Source organism: Roseobacter weihaiensis (genome assembly GCF_020622345.1).
GTDB classification, from domain to species: domain Bacteria; phylum Pseudomonadota; class Alphaproteobacteria; order Rhodobacterales; family Rhodobacteraceae; genus Roseobacter; species Roseobacter weihaiensis.
The window spans coordinates 20,768-35,632 of record NZ_JACNMO010000015.1 but is presented as its reverse complement, the minus strand read 5'-3'; the positions used below and the strand labels follow the sequence as shown (position 1 = coordinate 35,632).

The window sequence follows — 14,865 nt, the reverse complement described above, 5'->3', positions numbered from 1 at the left end:
CGCAGACGCCACAGACCCTTGAAAGGATCTCGGATGGAGAGTTTTGCTGCTGATCTTGCCACCATGGTGCGCCGACCGCTGGAGCCCGAGCACGTCGCAGCCATGCGCAAACTGGGCACGATTGTTCATGTCGATGTGGGTGACATGGTGCAGGAGCCGGGGGCCGTCATGGATCTCTTTCACTATGTCGTGTCGGGCGAGCTTGAGGCGGTCGACCCGGTGACGAATGCGCGTCTGGGTGCCGCCACACTTGGGCCGGGCCAGTTTTTCGGCGATCTGCAGTTTTTGTCCGGCGGGGTCTCTCTGGCCGGGTCGCGGGCCGTTCAACCAAGTGAGCTGCTTTGCGTTCCGCGGATAAAAATGCTGCAGCTGATGTCTGACATCCCCGAGATGAGCGATATCATCGTGACGGTGCTTGCCGCGCGCCGGCGGCGTGCCATGGAACAGTCCGACGGTGGTCTGACGCTCGTGGGGGCCGAAGTGAGCCGCGACATTCGCCAGGTGGCCAGCTTTGCGGCACGCAATCGCATCCCCTACCGCGAGATTGAAGTGTCCTCTAAAGAAGCGCACCAGATTGCGTCGGAGTGCGGGATGGCGCATTTGCAGCCCGGTGTGGTCTTTAACAGGACGCAGAAGATCGAGCCTCCGACGCCTCAGGGGCTGGCAGAGACGATCGGGCTTGATCTGGCCGTGGGCGCAGAGGAAACCTTTGACGTCTTGATCGTCGGCGGCGGGCCTGCGGGCGTGGCGGCGGCGGTCTATGCCGGGGCCGAAGGCCTCAATGCGCTTGTGCTTGAGGATCTGGCCATTGGCGGGCAGGCGGGCACCTCAAGCCGGATCGAGAATTACATGGGTTTTCCCACTGGCATCTCCGGGGGCGATCTTGTGGGGCGCGGCGAGGTGCAGGCGATGAAGTTTGGCACACGCTTTTCGGTCCCGCGCCGTGTCTCCGCGCTGCGCCAGTGCCAAGACCGCTATTTTCATGCCACCCTCGAAGACGGGCGCGAGGTGACCGCCAAATCGCTGATCGTGGCCACGGGGGTTCAGTATCGCAAACTCCCGCTTGAAGGCTTGGAACATCTGGAAGGCAACGGTGTCTACTATGCCGCAACCGAAGTGGAGGCACGGTGGTGCAAGGACAGCGAGGTTGCGGTGGTGGGCGGCGGGAACTCTGCGGGGCAGGCAGCCATGTTCCTTGCGCGGACCTGTCGCCACGTCCACGTTCTGGTGCGGCGCGACAGCCTGACAGAGACGATGTCGGATTACCTCCTGCAACGGCTTGAAACGCATCCGCTCATTACGATCCATACGCGTACCGAGGTGACCGCCCTACACGGCGAGGAGCGGTTGGAGGGGATCACGATTTCCGACAAAGCCTCCGGGCAGGACTGGCGGCTGTCGACACAGGCCGTCTTTGTGATGGTCGGGGCCGCCCCGAATACCGATTGGCTGAGCGGCATGATCACGCTGGATGACAAGGGATTTGTTCTCACCGGCGCGGAGGCGGGCGGCCGCAGCCAGTATGAAACCTCCTGTCCGGGTATTTTCGCTGTCGGAGACGTCCGTGCGGGGTCCGTGAAACGGGTGGCCTCGGCTGTCGGTGAGGGGTCCGTTGTGATGTCGGCAGTCTGGTCGCATGTCAACGCGTAGCAATGGCAGGGCCCAGGTCTGTCGCGGCGAGGCGATTTGACAGAGGACTTGTGGCGCGCCAGTCAGGTGCCTATAAGGCAGCCATGACGGGTTTTACCGCGATCATTATTCGAATTATATCCCCGGCGCTCTGACCTGATGAGACGCCGGGCCAAGGTGTTTGAGCCATTCGCACCGACCGCTTTTCCCGATGTGACGAGACTTTAAAAGGACGCCCGCAATGTGCGCCGAAACGACAGAGACCCCTGACTATAAATCGACTTTGAATCTGCCTAGGACCGACTTTCCGATGCGCGCAGGCTTGCCCAAGCGCGAACCGGACTGGCTGGCGCGCTGGGAAAGGATCGGCATCTACGACCGGCTGCGCGAGAAAACCGGCCGCACGCCTTTCACGCTGCATGACGGGCCTCCTTACGCCAACGGCCATCTGCACATCGGGCACGCGCTGAACAAGACGCTCAAGGATATGGTGGTGCGCAGCCAGCAGATGATGGGGCGTGACGCGCGCTATATCCCCGGCTGGGATTGTCACGGTCTGCCCATCGAATGGAAGATCGAAGAGCAGTATCGCGCCAAGGGGAAAGACAAGGACGACGTGGATGTCGTCGATTTCCGGCAGGAGTGCCGCAAGTTTGCCGAGGGTTGGGTCGATATCCAGCGCGAGGAGTTCAAGCGGCTGGGGATCACCGGCAACTGGGCCGATCCCTACCTGACGATGAATTTCCACGCCGAACGGGTGATCGCCGAGGAATTCATGAAATTCCTGATGAACGGCACGCTCTATCAGGGCTCCAAGCCGGTGATGTGGTCGCCCATCGAACAGACCGCGCTGGCTGAGGCAGAGGTCGAGTACCACGACAAGGAAAGCTTCACGATCTGGGTCAAGTTTCAAGTTGTTGATACGCTCGAAGACGAAAGCGAAGTAGAATTCACAGGAAAGTTCGCGGCTGGTAATCCAGAAGCTACTGCAGAAGAGAAGGCAGATCTGAGATCATCCCAAGAAAATTACTCTCGAAACAGAAACAAGCACTTGATCGGCGCAAATGTCGTGATCTGGACGACTACGCCTTGGACAATTCCTTCAAACAAAGCTGTCGTCTATGGCAAAGACGTAGAATATGGTCTGTACAAAGTCACGGATTGCCCGGAGGAATGCTGGGTAGAAGCCGGTGATCGCTTCATCCTTGCCGACAAAATGGCAGACGATGTGTTCGCGCGTGCGCGCTTAGATAAAAGCATGTACCATCGAGTTTCGAACATCACGAACGATGAGCTTGAAACGCTCAAGTTGACCCATCCGCTGAAGGGCGCGGAGGGTAGCCAGGGTGAATGGGATGACGTGCGTGATTTCCGCGCGGCGGATTTTGTGACCGACACCGAAGGCACCGGCTTTGTCCACTGCGCGCCGTCTCACGGCATAGAGGAATACGAGCTCTATCGTGATCTGGGCATGCTGGAGCAGGTGATCACCTATAATGTCACCGATGAAGGCATGTTCCGCGCCGATTTGCCGTTTTTTGGCGGCAAATACATCCTGAACCGCAAGGGCAAGGAAGGCGACGCCAACAGCGCCGTGATCAGCAAGCTGGCCGAGGTTGGCGGGCTGCTCGCGCGCGGTAAGATCAAGCACAGCTATCCGCATTCATGGCGCTCCAAGGCGCCGGTGATCTATCGCAATACGCCGCAGTGGTTTGCCGCCATCGACAAACCCGTGGGGGACGGGCAGGACCAGCATGGGACCACGATCCGCGAGCGGGCGCTGACCGAGATCGACAATGTGCAATGGACCCCGAAATCGGGCCGCAACCGGCTCTATTCGATGATGGAGACGCGGCCCGACTGGGTGCTGTCGCGGCAACGGGCCTGGGGCGTGCCACTGACCTGCTTTGTCAAGAAGGGCGCGCTGCCCACGGATGCGGATTTCCTGCTGCGCAACCCGGAAGTGAACGCGCGGATCGTCGAAGCCTTTGAAGCTGAAGGCGCTGATGCCTGGTACAAGTACGGGGCGAAAGAGCGGTTTTTGGGCAATCTGGTGAACCCCGATGACTATGAGCAGGTCACCGATATTCTCGATGTGTGGTTCGATAGCGGGTCGACCCACGCCTTTACCCTGCGCGACCGCGCGGACGGGTCCGAAGACGGGATTGCCGATCTCTATCTGGAAGGCACCGACCAGCACCGTGGCTGGTTTCACTCTTCGCTGTTGCAATCCTGCGGCACTCAGGGCCGCGCACCCTATCGCGGGGTGCTGACCCATGGGTTCACGCTGGATGAGAAGGGCATGAAGATGTCCAAAAGTCTCGGCAACACCATCGTGCCGGAAAAGGTCGTGCAGCAGTATGGCGCGGATATCCTGCGCCTCTGGGTGGCGCAGACGGATTATACGCTGGATCAGCGTATCGGGCCGGAAATCCTCAAGGGGGTGGCCGATAGTTACCGCCGGTTGCGCAACACCATGCGCTATATGCTGGGCTCCCTGTCAGACTTCAGCGACGCAGACCGGACCGCACCCGAGGACATGCCCGAGCTGGAACGCTGGGTGCTGCACCGCCTGACCGAACTGGACCAGACCGTGCGTAATGGCTACGCGAAATACGACTTTCAGGGCGTGTTTCAGGCGGTCTTTACTTTTGCGACGGTGGATCTCTCGGCCTTCTACTTCGATATCCGCAAGGATGCGCTTTATTGTGACGGGGATACGCTGCAAAGGCGGTCCGCCCGCAGCGTACTCGATATCCTCTTTCACCGGCTGACCACCTGGCTCGCCCCGGTGCTGGTCTTTACCATGGAAGAGGTCTGGCTGGAGCGGTTCGGGGAAGAAGGCAGCTCCGTGCATTTACAGGACTTTCCCGAGACGCCCAAGGCCTGGTCGAACCCGGAACTGGCGGCCAAGTGGTCGGGCATCCGGGCGGCCCGCCGGGTCGTGACGGCGGCCCTGGAGATCGAACGCACCAACAAGGTGATCGGCGCGTCGCTTGAGGCGGCCCCGGTGGTCTATGTCGCCGACGATGCTGTCCGGTCGGCGCTGGCGGCTGTGCCCTTTGAGGATATCTGCATCACCTCGCAGATCACCGTCAGCGACGCTCCCGCCCCGGCGCAGGCCTTCAAGATGCCCGAGATCGACGGCATTGCGGTGCAGTTTGCAAAAGCCGAAGGTGAGAAATGCGCGCGCTGCTGGAAAGTGCTGCCGGATGTGGGTCAGCATGGCCACGCGGGTGTCTGCGGGCGGTGCGATGCCGCAGTAGGCTAAGGACGTCGCGGGGCGGATCAGACCTTCCCGCAGGAAACGGGTTGCCGTGCGCGCGACACGGCGGCAGCATGGGGTCATGTTGGAAAGAACCGTAACAACCCAGTTTGGTGATCTTGTGCTTGTGGAGGAGGCGGGCGCGCTTGCGGCCGTGCATTGGGGGCGGGCCCGGCAGGAGGCGACATCCGCGCTTCTCGAAGAGGCGGCACGGCAGTTGACGGCGTACGACCAAGGCACCCTTGAGGCGTTTGACCTGCCTCTCAAGATCGAGGGGAGCGCGTTTCAGCGGGCGGTCTGCGACGCGATCTATGCGATCCCGTTTGGCGAGACCTGTACCTATGGCGACATCGCCAGATCCCTGGGCGCACCGGCGCAGGCGGTGGGCCAGGCCTGTGGCGCAAACCCGATCCCGATCATCATCCCGTGCCACAGGGTGATGGGGGCCAAGGGGCTCACCGGGTTTTCGGGAGCGGGCGGGGTCGAGACAAAAGTGGCGCTTCTCAAGCATGAAAAGGCGGGCGGTTTTCTGATCTGACCCCGTCAGGCCTCGCCCTTGGCGGGGATGATCTGCTGCGCGATCCCGGCAAAGGTCAGATAGACGCTCGACACGACAAGACCCCAGTGCGCCCAGCTTTCCGGGTGAAAATCGACCCAGGCGGCCCAGCCTGCAAAGAAGGTCCAGGCCAGGGCCATCGGCAGGGTGACCGTGCGCCAGCGCTTTGTCCGCACCGGATGGACGAATTTCAACGGCACAAACATGGCGACGGCGAGGGCCGAGACGAGCGCCAGACTGACCCAGAAGTTCGGCTCCAGCGCAAAGATGACCAGCACCAGCATATTCCAGCACCCGGGGAATCCCGAAAAGGAGTTATCCTTTGTTTTCATGCGCGTATCGGCGAAATACATGGCGGAGGTAAAGGTGATGATGATGATCGCAAACCAGCCGGTCCAGCCGTCCATCAGCCCGGACTTGAAAAGGGCGAAGGCGGGGATGAACACATAGGTCAGGTAGTCGATGATGAGGTCCAGCAGAACGCCATCAAACTCCGGCGCGTTGACCTTGACGTGGTATTTGCGCGCCAGAGGCCCGTCGATCCCATCGACGAAAAAGGCCACCACGAGCCACAGGAACATCAGGTCCCATTTTTCATCGACCGCTGCCAGCATGGCCAGCATCGCGAAAACAGCACCCGTGGCGGTCAAAAGATGTACGCCAAGGGCGGCTAGTCGAGTGTTCATACGTGCTTTTTGGCCTATGGCGTCGAGGTATGCAAAAGGAAATAATGGGCTTTTGGATTAATCAAGGGAAGCGTCATGCCTTTGGGTGCGCGCGATCATAGACTTCCATCAGCCTGGCGGTGTCCACGCCGGTGTAGGCCTGCGTGGTGGAGAGCGACGCATGCCCCAGCAGTTCCTGGATCGCCCGCAAATCTCCACCCGCGTTCAGCAGGTGGGTTGCAAAGCTATGGCGCATGGCGTGCGGTGTTGCACTTGCGGGCAGGCCAAGCTGCATGCGCGCGCGCGCCATTACCTTCTGGATCGCCCCCGGCCGCAGCGCGCCGCCCCGCACCGCCCGAAACAGCGGCTCACCCGCAGCGGTGGGGTAGGGGCAGAGCCGCAGGTATGCTGCCACAGCCTGTTGTGTGGCGGGCAGAACCGGCACGACACGTTCCTTGCCGCCCTTGCCGGTGATCCGAAGGGTGGCCGGCAGAGGCGCATCTGCGCCGGTCAGCGACAGCGCCTCGGAGATCCGCAGCCCGCAGCCCCAGAGAAGGGTGACCACCGCGACATCCCGCGCGGCCACCCAGGGCTTTTCGGACTGGATTTCGATGGCGTCAATGAGATTGCGTGCGGCGTCTTCGGCCAGCGGACGCGGGAGTTTCTTTTGAAATTTGGGCGCGCGGGTGGATAGAACGGCGGTTGGTTCAAACCCTTCGCGCGCCGCCAGCCATTTGTAGAAGGCCTTGACCGCGGAGAGCTTGCGCGCCAGCGACCTTGCGGAAACGCCGGTGCCGCGTGTCTGCGCCATCCAGGCGCGCATGTCTGTCACCGTGATGCGCGCCAGCGCCCGCAGGCCCTGAGGTTCGGCCTTGTGCGCGGTGATAAAGGACAGAAAGTCGATGACATCGCCCTGATAGGCGATCCGCGTGTTCTCCGCCGCGCCTTTGATCGCGCGTTGGTGTGCCAGCCAGGCCTGCAGCGCATCCGCTGCCGCTGGGCTGACGAGGCTCATGTCAGAAAGCGCCGCAGAAGCCGTTCGACAACGCCCCCGAAAAAGACCAGCAGATCGGTGCCTTGCTGTGCGGCGAACATTTGGGCATCTTCCGACCCCAGCACCAGCAGGCCGGGGCGTCGCGCCGGGCCCAGATCAAGTTTCAGGCACGCCTCCGAGGCGATGCGACGCGGCGGACGACCATAGGGGCTGTCCGCGCAGGGTTGCACGGGACGCAAGGTGATATGCCGGGCCTCCCCGCCCCGGTCCTGCGTGAGGTAGCGGTCGATGTAACCCATCGGGCGCTCGGACAGAACATCCGCCCCGACGCGCGCCTTCCCCTCCGTCTCGAGGACAAGTCGCACCGCATCGATGCGCAAGATCTCGGCCACATCTCCGCTGAGGTCGCGCAAGAGCGCGTCAAAATCTGCAGCTTCCAGCAGGCGCAGAATGGCGCGATGGATTTGCTGCGTGCCCGCGACATTCTCATAGGCCGCGGCAATCACCGACCGGTGGGTATCTTCCAGCCGGTCAAGGCGCGTTTCCAACCGGTCCATGGCGATGCCGCGCAGGTCGATGATGTTGTGCCCCATCGCTTTTTCATTGGCGGCAATCAGGGCGTGCATCACGTCTTTGTCGTCGAGGATCGCATCGGGGTGCGACAGGATCGCATCGCGCAGGTCGTCTTTGATCTTGGGCTTTGTTGTCATGTGCTGCTCATTTTTTGTTTGTTTTGGCCAGCCTAGCACGCGTCCTGGATGAAATCTGCCTTTACGTGCCGATCAGAGGTTTCCCGCGCGTATGTGTTGCCTGCGCGCCATCGAAGGGCGCGCAGATGCAATTCTGCCCGCAGATCAGAGGATTTTCTGCCCGGTTTTTGCCCAATCGGCCATGAATTGCTCCAGCCCCTTGTCCGTCAGCGGGTGGCTGGCGAGCTTTTTGATGACCTCCGGGGGGGCGGTCATGACATCCGCCCCGACAAGCGCGACCTGCTGGACGTGGTTGACCGAGCGGATGGAGGCTGCGAGGATTTCGGTCGCAAACCCGTAGTTGTCATAGATCGTGCGGATGTCTTCGATCAGCTCGACACCATCAAGGCTCATGTCATCCAGCCGTCCAATGAAAGGGCTGATGAAGGATGCGCCCGCCTTGGCCGCCAAAAGCGCCTGATTGGCGGAGAAACACAAGGTGACATTGACCATTTTGCCTTCATCCGACAGCACCTTGCAGGCTTTCAGCCCGTCCCAGGTCAGGGGCAGTTTAACGGTGATGTTCTCGGCTATCTTGGCCAGTTTACGGCCCTCGGCGATCATCGCGTCTGCCTCCAGCGCCACCACTTCGGCGCTGACCGGGCCGGAAACGATGTCGCAGATCTCCTTGGTCACTTCGAGGATGTCGCGACCGGACTTCAGGATCAGTGAAGGGTTCGTGGTGACCCCGTCCACCATGCCAAGGTCGTTCAGTTCAGAGATCGCCTGCGTGTCCGCTGTGTCGACAAAGAATTTCATGGGTCGGGTCCTTTCGAAAAGTGAATGTGAACGCTAACATATTACTTTCTTGCGCTTGGCTTTACCGCATGATCTGCGATGCTGAAACCCTCAAACGCCCTATTTCGAAAGACAGCCTGTTGAGCCTGCCGCAATTTTATGACCAGGGCTGCCTGATTGCCGTGCTGACAACCCAGCCTTTGGGACGCGCGCTGGATTATCGCGCCCCCGAAGGCGGGTGTCCTCTGGGGGCCTTTGTAGAGGTGCCGCTGGGGCCGCGCAAGGTGCTGGGAGTGGTCTGGGGGCCGGGCAAGGGCGACTATGACCTGTCAAAGATCCGGGCGGCCTACCGGGTTCTGGATGCGGCCCCGATGCGCGAGGAGATGCGTGATTTTCTGCAGCGGGCCGCAGCTTATACGCTGACGCCGCTGCCGGCGATGCTGCGGCTGGCGACGCGCGCGCCGGGTCTGGGCGATCCGCCGTCGATGCGCAAGATCTACCGCCGGGGGAGCGGACTGCCCGACAAGAAGACCGCCGCCCGGACCAAAGTGCTGGAGGCCTTGGCACACTACGGGGATCTGTCGTTCACCCTCAAGGAACTGGCCGAGATGGCGGGAGTTGGCCCATCGGTTATCAAGGGTCTCGTGGCACAAGGCGTGGTGCGGGAAGAAGACAGCCCGCGCGATCTGCCCTTTGCGCGGCTGGACCCGAACCTGCCGGGCAACGCGCTGACACCCGATCAGGCGACCGGTGCCACAAGGCTGGCCGAGGCTGTCCGGTCGGAGCGCTATGGCACCACCCTGCTGCGCGGGGTGACCGGATCCGGCAAAACCGAAGTTTACCTCGAAGCGGTGGCCGCAGCCTTGTCAGCGGGGCGTCAGGCCTTGGTGCTCCTGCCTGAGATCGCGCTGACGGCGGCGTTTCTCACGCGGGTCGAGGCACGGTTCGGCGCGCGCCCTGCGGAGTGGCATTCCGGCGCCACCATGACCGAGCGGCGGCGCATCTGGCGGATGGTCGGGCAGGGGGGCGCACAACTGGTGATCGGCGCGCGATCGGCGCTGTTTCTGCCGTTTCAGAACCTCGGGTTGATCGTCGTGGATGAAGAGCACGATACCTCCTACAAACAGGAAGAGGGTGTGCTCTATAACGCCCGCGATATGGCGGTGCTGCGCGCGTCGATCGCGGGCTGCCAGGTGGTGCTTGCCTCCGCCACACCGTCTTTGGAAAGCTGGGCCAACGCGCAGGCAGGCAAATACGCGCGCCTTGAGCTGACGTCGCGGTTCGGGCCGGCGGTGCTGCCCGAGATGCGCGCGATCGACATGCGCGGCGAAAGCCTGCCTGCGAACCGCTGGGTCTCGGGGGATCTGCAGCGCGCGGTCGAGGCACGTCTGGCGCGTGATGAACAATCCATGCTGTTTATCAATCGGCGGGGATACGCGCCGATCACACTCTGCCGCGCTTGCGGGCATCAGATTGGCTGTGACGATTGTGATGCCCGGATGGTCGAGCACCGGTTTCTCAAGCGTCTGGTCTGTCATCAATGCGGTGAAAGCAAACCGATGCCGACGGTCTGCCCCGCCTGTGCTGCGGAGGACCGTCTGGCCCCGGTGGGGCCCGGCGTCGAGCGACTGGGTGAGGAAGCCGCATTGCTTTTCCCCGACGCAAAGATCGCGACGCTAAGCTCGGACATGTATGGCTCCGCCCGCGCGCTCAAGGCCGAGATCGAATCGATTGCCGAGGGGGCCGCAGACATCATCATCGGCACGCAGCTGGTGGCCAAGGGCCACAACTTTCCAAAGCTCACCCTGGTGGGGGTCATCGATGCAGACCTCGGCTTGCAGGGGTCAGACCTGCGCGCGGCGGAGCGTACCTTTCAACTGATGCGTCAGGTGGCCGGGCGCGCGGGGCGGGCGGAGAAACCCGGCACGGCGCTGTTGCAGACCTATCAGCCCGAGCATCCGGTGATCCGCGCCATTCTCGCCGGAGACGAGGAGGAATTCTGGGCGGCAGAGGCGCGCGAACGGGAAGCGGCGGGCGTGCCACCTTATGGTCGGATGGCGGGCATCATTCTGAGCGGAACAGATGTGGCGCAGGTTTTTGACGCGGGCAATCTGCTGGCCCGGCAGGACGCTCCCCTCCGCAAGATCGGGGCGCAGGTGTTCGGGCCCGCGCCTGCCCCTATTGCACGGGTCCGCGGGCGGCATCGTGTCCGGTTGCTGGTCAAGGCGGAAAAGAGCGCGCCCTTGCAGGATGCGCTGGCGCGATGGGTAGGGCACTTGCGGATCAAGGGCGATCTGCGCGTGGCCGTCGATATTGATCCGCAAAGCTTCTATTAATCCCAAGCATCACGAATTATGATGTCGGCTATAATAAATATTCGTTTTAGTTATGTTTCTGCAGGGGCTATCTCTGATGATGTCGCTCGCACCACGGGGTCGAGGACGGTCAAAGGAGAAATCAAATGTCATTCCAAGAGACAGATCGCACTTCCTCTGCACAGCTTTGGGCGCTGGAACCGGCGGTGACGCCACTGCCCGCCGGTTGGGCTTTGGTCATTGGCTTTTTGTTTGGGACGCTGCTGGTGGTGATGTCGCTGGGCACCGCCCCTCAGACCTCAGTTGAGGACTGGCACGGGAATGTCGCAGCCTCATCAGGTGTCGCTGATAAGACGGCCAGATAGGGGCCACGGGACAGCTTTCGTTAGCGCTTCAAGGCAAAAATTGTACCTCGTCAAATCGGCATAAAGGGCATATGCACATTTTATGGCCCGTTTGGTTCCCCTCGCCGATGCACGACATCTGCCGTTTTGGCGACGGCCCATCGCGCTGTTGTTTCTGATGGCGCTGGCGATGCCGATTGCCTTTAATACATGGTCTGCCCTGCTCAATAACTTCGTGATCGACGCGGCCAGTTTCGACGGCTCTGACATTGGCCTGTTGCACACCGTGCGCGAAATCCCCGGCTTTCTGGCGGTGGGGGTGATCGCCATCATCATCTTTGTGCGCGAGCAGGTGCTGGGCCTTGTATCTCTGATCCTGCTGGGGGCGGCCACGGCGGTGACCGCGTGGTTCCCCTCGATGGGCGGTATTCTGGCAATCACCATGCTCAGCTCCATCGGGTTTCACTATTACGAGACGGTCAATCAATCGCTGCAACTGCAGTGGCTCAAAAAGGAAGAAGCGCCGCAAATGCTCGGCTGGCTTCTCGCCGCAGGCTCAGCGGCCACCTTGGTGGCCTATCTGACGATCATGGCGCTCTGGGAGACCCTGTCGCTGTCCTACAACACCGTCTATATGGTGGGCGGTGGCATGACGGTGGCCATCGCTCTCTTTGCCATGATCGCCTATCCGCAGTTCGAGGCCCCCAACCCCCAGACCAAGAAGATGGTGCTGCGCAAGCGATACTGGCTCTACTACGCGTTGCAGTTCATGTCGGGCGCGCGGCGGCAGATTTTCGTGGTCTTTGCGGGTTTCATGATGGTCGAGAAATTCGGCTATGACGTGCATGAGATCACGCTGCTCTATCTGATAAACCTTGTCATCAACATGCTGGTGGCGCCTTTGCTGGGGCGGGCCGTCGGCCATTTTGGCGAACGCAACACACTTGGCGTCGAATACATCGGCCTTGTCACGGTGTTTTTGTGCTACGGCGGGGTTTATTATCTGGGCTGGGGGGTGGCGGTCGCGGCCACACTCTATGTGCTGGACCATATCTTTTTCGGGCTGGCGCTGGCGCTCAAGACCTACTTTCAAAAGATCGCGGACCCCGGTGATATCGCCCCCACGGCCGCTGTGGCCTTTACCATCAACCACATCGCGGCGGTGTTTCTGCCGGTCTCTCTGGGGCTGTTGTGGCTCTGGTCTCCGGCAGCGGTATTCTTTCTGGCCGCAGGCATGGCGGCGATCTCTTTCATGCTGGCGATGCTGATCCCGCGCCATCCCGAAAAGGGAAACGAGACGATCTTTGCCCGCCCGATCGCCGCCCCGGCGGAATGAGCGAAGGCCGCTTCCTGACCGGATCCACTATGGGCCATGTGATCCGGATGACGGCGACCGGAGCCTTTGGCATCACCTTCGTGTTTCTGGTCGATGCCGTAAACCTGGTGTGGATTTCCAAGCTTGGCGACCCGAGGCTGGTCGCGGCCATTGGCTTTGCCTTCGCGATCCAGTTCTTTTCGGTCTCTTCCGGCGTGGGGCTGATGATCGCCTCGACCGCGATGGTGTCGCGCAGCATTGGCACCCGCGACCGACCGCTGGCGCGTCGGCAAGCGGGGGCGGCAATGATAACCGCGGCAGGGTTTCAGACCTGCGTGGCAACCCTTGTTGTGCTGTTCCGGTACGAGCTTGTCCACCTTGCAGGGGCCACCGGTGAGACGGCGGCGCTGGCGGCGCGCTATCTGCTGATAACCATGCCGTCGCTGCCGCTGATGGCCGTCGGTATGATTGCCTCCGGTGTGCTGCGTGCCGAAGGTCTGGGGGCCAAGGCGATGTATGTCACCTTGCTGTCCGGCGGCCTGCTGATGATGGTTGATCCCATCCTGATCCTGTGGCTGGGCTGGGGGCTGGATGGTGCGGCAATCGGGCTTTTTGCGTTCCGCATCGCCCTGATGGCGCTTGGGCTCTACTTTGCCATTGTGCAGCACAGCCTGATTGCGAAGCCGTCCCGAGGGGAGTTTCTGAGCCTCACCCGACCCTACATGCTGATTGCCATGCCTGCCATTGCGACCCAATTGGCAACGCCGGTGGGCAATTACCTGCTGACCATGGTCATCGCCGCCTTCGGCGACGACGCGGTTGCGGCCTGGGCCGTGGTTGGGCGTCTGACCGTGGTGGCCTTTGGCGGGGTCTTTGCGCTTTCAGGCGCGATCGGTGGCATCTTTGGCCAGAACTTCGGTGCGGGGCATTTGGACCGTGTACGCTCAGCCTACCGTGACGCTTTGATCTTTTGCCTGGGCTACACGCTTGTCATGTGGGGCGCGCTGATCTTTGCAACACCGCAGGTCATCGCGCTTTTTGGCTTGTCAGGTCAGGGGGCGGAGGTGCTTTGGGCGTTTACGACCGTTGGCGTTGGGGGTTTTGTCTTTGTCGGAACGCTTTTTGTTGCAAATGCCGCCTTCAACAATCTGGGGCGACCCGGAAGGTCGACCTTTCTCAACTGGAGCAAGGAAGCCCTGCTGGGCTGGCCTGCCGCCGCGACCCTTGCCACGCTTTACGGTGCGCCCGGTGTGATCTATGGGCAGGCCACGGCTAGCGCGCTTGTGGGCGCTGCCGGCTGTCTCTGGGCCTGGCGTTTTGTGTGCAGGCTCGACACTGTGTCTGATGCTGTACTTGACGCGGGACCGCCGCGGCCCTACCCGAACCCCGACCGATACCGGAGAAGATGATGCCGACCTTTACTGCTCTGACCACCCTGCGCGGCAAACCCGCTGCGGAAAAGCTGGGCGCGGCTATGGAAAACCTCCTGCCTGAACCCACAGGTGTCGGCGTTTTTGAGGTCGAAGACGGCTCGGGGCTTTGGGAGGTCGGCGGGTACTTCACCGAAAAGCCTGACGAAACCGCCTTGATGTTGCTGGCCGCCGCGATGCAGGCCAACCCTTTTGTGGTGTCGGAACTGCCGGAAACCGACTGGGTGGCGCATGTCCGCCGGGAACTGGCCCCGGTGGAAGCCGGGCGGTTCTTTGTCTATGGCAGCCATGACGCCGACAAGGTGCCTGCTGGTGCAGAGCCGCTGCTGATCGAGGCGGCGATGGCCTTTGGCACCGGGCACCATGGCACAACCCTGGGCTGCCTGCAGGCGCTTGATCGCTTGATTGAAGGGGGGGTTGAAGGGCGCAACGTCGCGGACATCGGCTGTGGGACGGCTGTGCTCGCCATGGCCGCCGCACGGATCTGGGAAGAGCCGGTCCTCGCCAGCGATATAGACGCCGTCGCCGTCGAGGTTGCGCGCAGCAATGTGCGGGCCAATGGTCTGGAGGGCCGGGTGGCCTGCGTCGAGGCTGCCGGTTTCGCGCATCCGAAGCTGACCGGGGCCGCGCCCTTTGATCTGGTCTTTGCCAACATCCTCAAGGGACCGCTTGTCGCGCTTGCGCCGGATATGACAACCCATGTTCAGCCCGGTGGATATGCGATTCTGTCCGGAATTCTGAACGAACAGGCAGAGGATGTGATCAAGGTTTATACACGCTCCGGCTTCAATCTTATTCACCGCGCAGAGATTGTTGACTGGACCACGCTTACCCTAAGTAGAAACCCTTGAAATCGGCCCCATTT

12 protein-coding genes are annotated in these 14,865 nt (G+C 61.7%); 8 read left to right on the top strand and 4 right to left on the bottom strand.

Annotated features, from left to right (window positions below):
* The first annotated feature begins 33 nt into the window (after positions 1–33).
* The 3 genes from H7847_RS16155 (at position 34) to H7847_RS16145 (ending at position 5,432) form a co-directional block, all read left to right on the top strand.
* A complete protein-coding gene (locus H7847_RS16155) occupies positions 34–1,650 on the top strand; it encodes an FAD-dependent oxidoreductase (RefSeq protein WP_227270516.1) in 1,617 nt (538 codons plus the stop codon).
* 220 nt (positions 1,651–1,870) lie between these two features.
* On the top strand, positions 1,871–4,900 hold the full coding sequence (gene ileS, locus H7847_RS16150) for an isoleucine--tRNA ligase (RefSeq protein ID WP_227270515.1): 3,030 nt from the start codon (positions 1,871–1,873) through the stop codon (positions 4,898–4,900).
* Positions 4,901–4,976: 76 nt separating this feature from the next.
* Positions 4,977–5,432, top strand: coding sequence for a methylated-DNA--[protein]-cysteine S-methyltransferase (locus H7847_RS16145; RefSeq protein ID WP_227270514.1), 456 nt, complete (start codon positions 4,977–4,979; stop codon positions 5,430–5,432).
* A gap of 5 nt (positions 5,433–5,437) precedes the next feature.
* Here H7847_RS16145 and H7847_RS16140 read toward each other — a convergent pair whose 3' ends face one another.
* From H7847_RS16140 to fsa, 4 genes are all read right to left on the bottom strand, one after another.
* A complete protein-coding gene (locus tag H7847_RS16140; protein ID WP_227270513.1) occupies positions 5,438–6,136 on the bottom strand; it encodes a CDP-alcohol phosphatidyltransferase family protein in 699 nt (232 codons plus the stop codon).
* A gap of 73 nt (positions 6,137–6,209) precedes the next feature.
* On the bottom strand, positions 6,210–7,130 hold the full coding sequence (locus H7847_RS16135) for a tyrosine recombinase XerC (RefSeq protein WP_227270512.1): 921 nt from the start codon (positions 7,128–7,130) through the stop codon (positions 6,210–6,212).
* Complete coding sequence (locus H7847_RS16130) at positions 7,127–7,819, bottom strand: DUF484 family protein (protein WP_227270511.1); 693 nt, start codon at positions 7,817–7,819, stop codon at positions 7,127–7,129. Before H7847_RS16130 ends, H7847_RS16135 begins: the two co-directional genes overlap by 4 nt.
* A gap of 144 nt (positions 7,820–7,963) precedes the next feature.
* The gene (gene fsa, locus H7847_RS16125; protein ID WP_227270510.1) at positions 7,964–8,617 is read right to left on the bottom strand and encodes a fructose-6-phosphate aldolase; all 654 of its coding nucleotides are present in this window, start codon (positions 8,615–8,617) and stop codon (positions 7,964–7,966) included.
* A gap of 119 nt (positions 8,618–8,736) precedes the next feature.
* Here fsa and H7847_RS16120 point away from each other — a divergent pair, with 119 nt between their 5' ends.
* The 5 genes from H7847_RS16120 (at position 8,737) to H7847_RS16100 (ending at position 14,851) form a co-directional block, all read left to right on the top strand.
* Complete coding sequence (locus H7847_RS16120; RefSeq protein WP_406676013.1) at positions 8,737–10,932, top strand: primosomal protein N'; 2,196 nt, start codon at positions 8,737–8,739, stop codon at positions 10,930–10,932.
* A gap of 125 nt (positions 10,933–11,057) precedes the next feature.
* A complete protein-coding gene (locus tag H7847_RS16115) occupies positions 11,058–11,276 on the top strand; it encodes a hypothetical protein (RefSeq protein WP_227270508.1) in 219 nt (72 codons plus the stop codon).
* 82 nt (positions 11,277–11,358) lie between these two features.
* Positions 11,359–12,591 carry an MFS transporter gene (locus H7847_RS16110; RefSeq protein WP_227270507.1) on the top strand — a complete coding sequence of 411 codons (1,233 nt, stop codon included), beginning with the start codon at positions 11,359–11,361 and terminating at the stop codon, positions 12,589–12,591.
* Positions 12,588–13,979, top strand: coding sequence for an MATE family efflux transporter (locus H7847_RS16105; protein WP_227270506.1), 1,392 nt, complete (start codon positions 12,588–12,590; stop codon positions 13,977–13,979). Before H7847_RS16110 ends, H7847_RS16105 begins: the two co-directional genes overlap by 4 nt.
* Positions 13,979–14,851, top strand: a complete 873-nt coding sequence (locus tag H7847_RS16100) for a 50S ribosomal protein L11 methyltransferase (protein WP_227270505.1) — start codon at positions 13,979–13,981, stop codon at positions 14,849–14,851. The genes H7847_RS16105 and H7847_RS16100 overlap by 1 nt, the downstream gene beginning before the upstream one ends.
* Positions 14,852–14,865 lie beyond the last annotated feature (14 nt).

What these genes read in the sequence shown, in the direction of transcription:
- ileS (WP_227270515.1), top strand. Translation starts at nt 1,871, where the DNA reads ATGTGCGCCGAAACGACAGAGACCCCTGACTATAAATCGACTTTGAAT.
- H7847_RS16145 (WP_227270514.1), top strand. Translation starts at nt 4,977, where the DNA reads ATGTTGGAAAGAACCGTAACAACCCAGTTTGGTGATCTTGTGCTTGTG.
- H7847_RS16140 (WP_227270513.1), bottom strand. Translation starts at nt 6,136, where the DNA reads ATGAACACTCGACTAGCCGCCCTTGGCGTACATCTTTTGACCGCCACG.
- H7847_RS16110 (WP_227270507.1), top strand. Translation starts at nt 11,359, where the DNA reads ATGGCCCGTTTGGTTCCCCTCGCCGATGCACGACATCTGCCGTTTTGG.
- H7847_RS16105 (WP_227270506.1), top strand. Translation starts at nt 12,588, where the DNA reads ATGAGCGAAGGCCGCTTCCTGACCGGATCCACTATGGGCCATGTGATC.
- H7847_RS16135 (WP_227270512.1), bottom strand. Translation starts at nt 7,130, where the DNA reads ATGAGCCTCGTCAGCCCAGCGGCAGCGGATGCGCTGCAGGCCTGGCTG.
- H7847_RS16130 (WP_227270511.1), bottom strand. Translation starts at nt 7,819, where the DNA reads ATGACAACAAAGCCCAAGATCAAAGACGACCTGCGCGATGCGATCCTG.
- fsa (WP_227270510.1), bottom strand. Translation starts at nt 8,617, where the DNA reads ATGAAATTCTTTGTCGACACAGCGGACACGCAGGCGATCTCTGAACTG.
- H7847_RS16115 (WP_227270508.1), top strand. Translation starts at nt 11,058, where the DNA reads ATGTCATTCCAAGAGACAGATCGCACTTCCTCTGCACAGCTTTGGGCG.
- H7847_RS16155 (WP_227270516.1), top strand. Translation starts at nt 34, where the DNA reads ATGGAGAGTTTTGCTGCTGATCTTGCCACCATGGTGCGCCGACCGCTG.
- H7847_RS16100 (WP_227270505.1), top strand. Translation starts at nt 13,979, where the DNA reads ATGCCGACCTTTACTGCTCTGACCACCCTGCGCGGCAAACCCGCTGCG.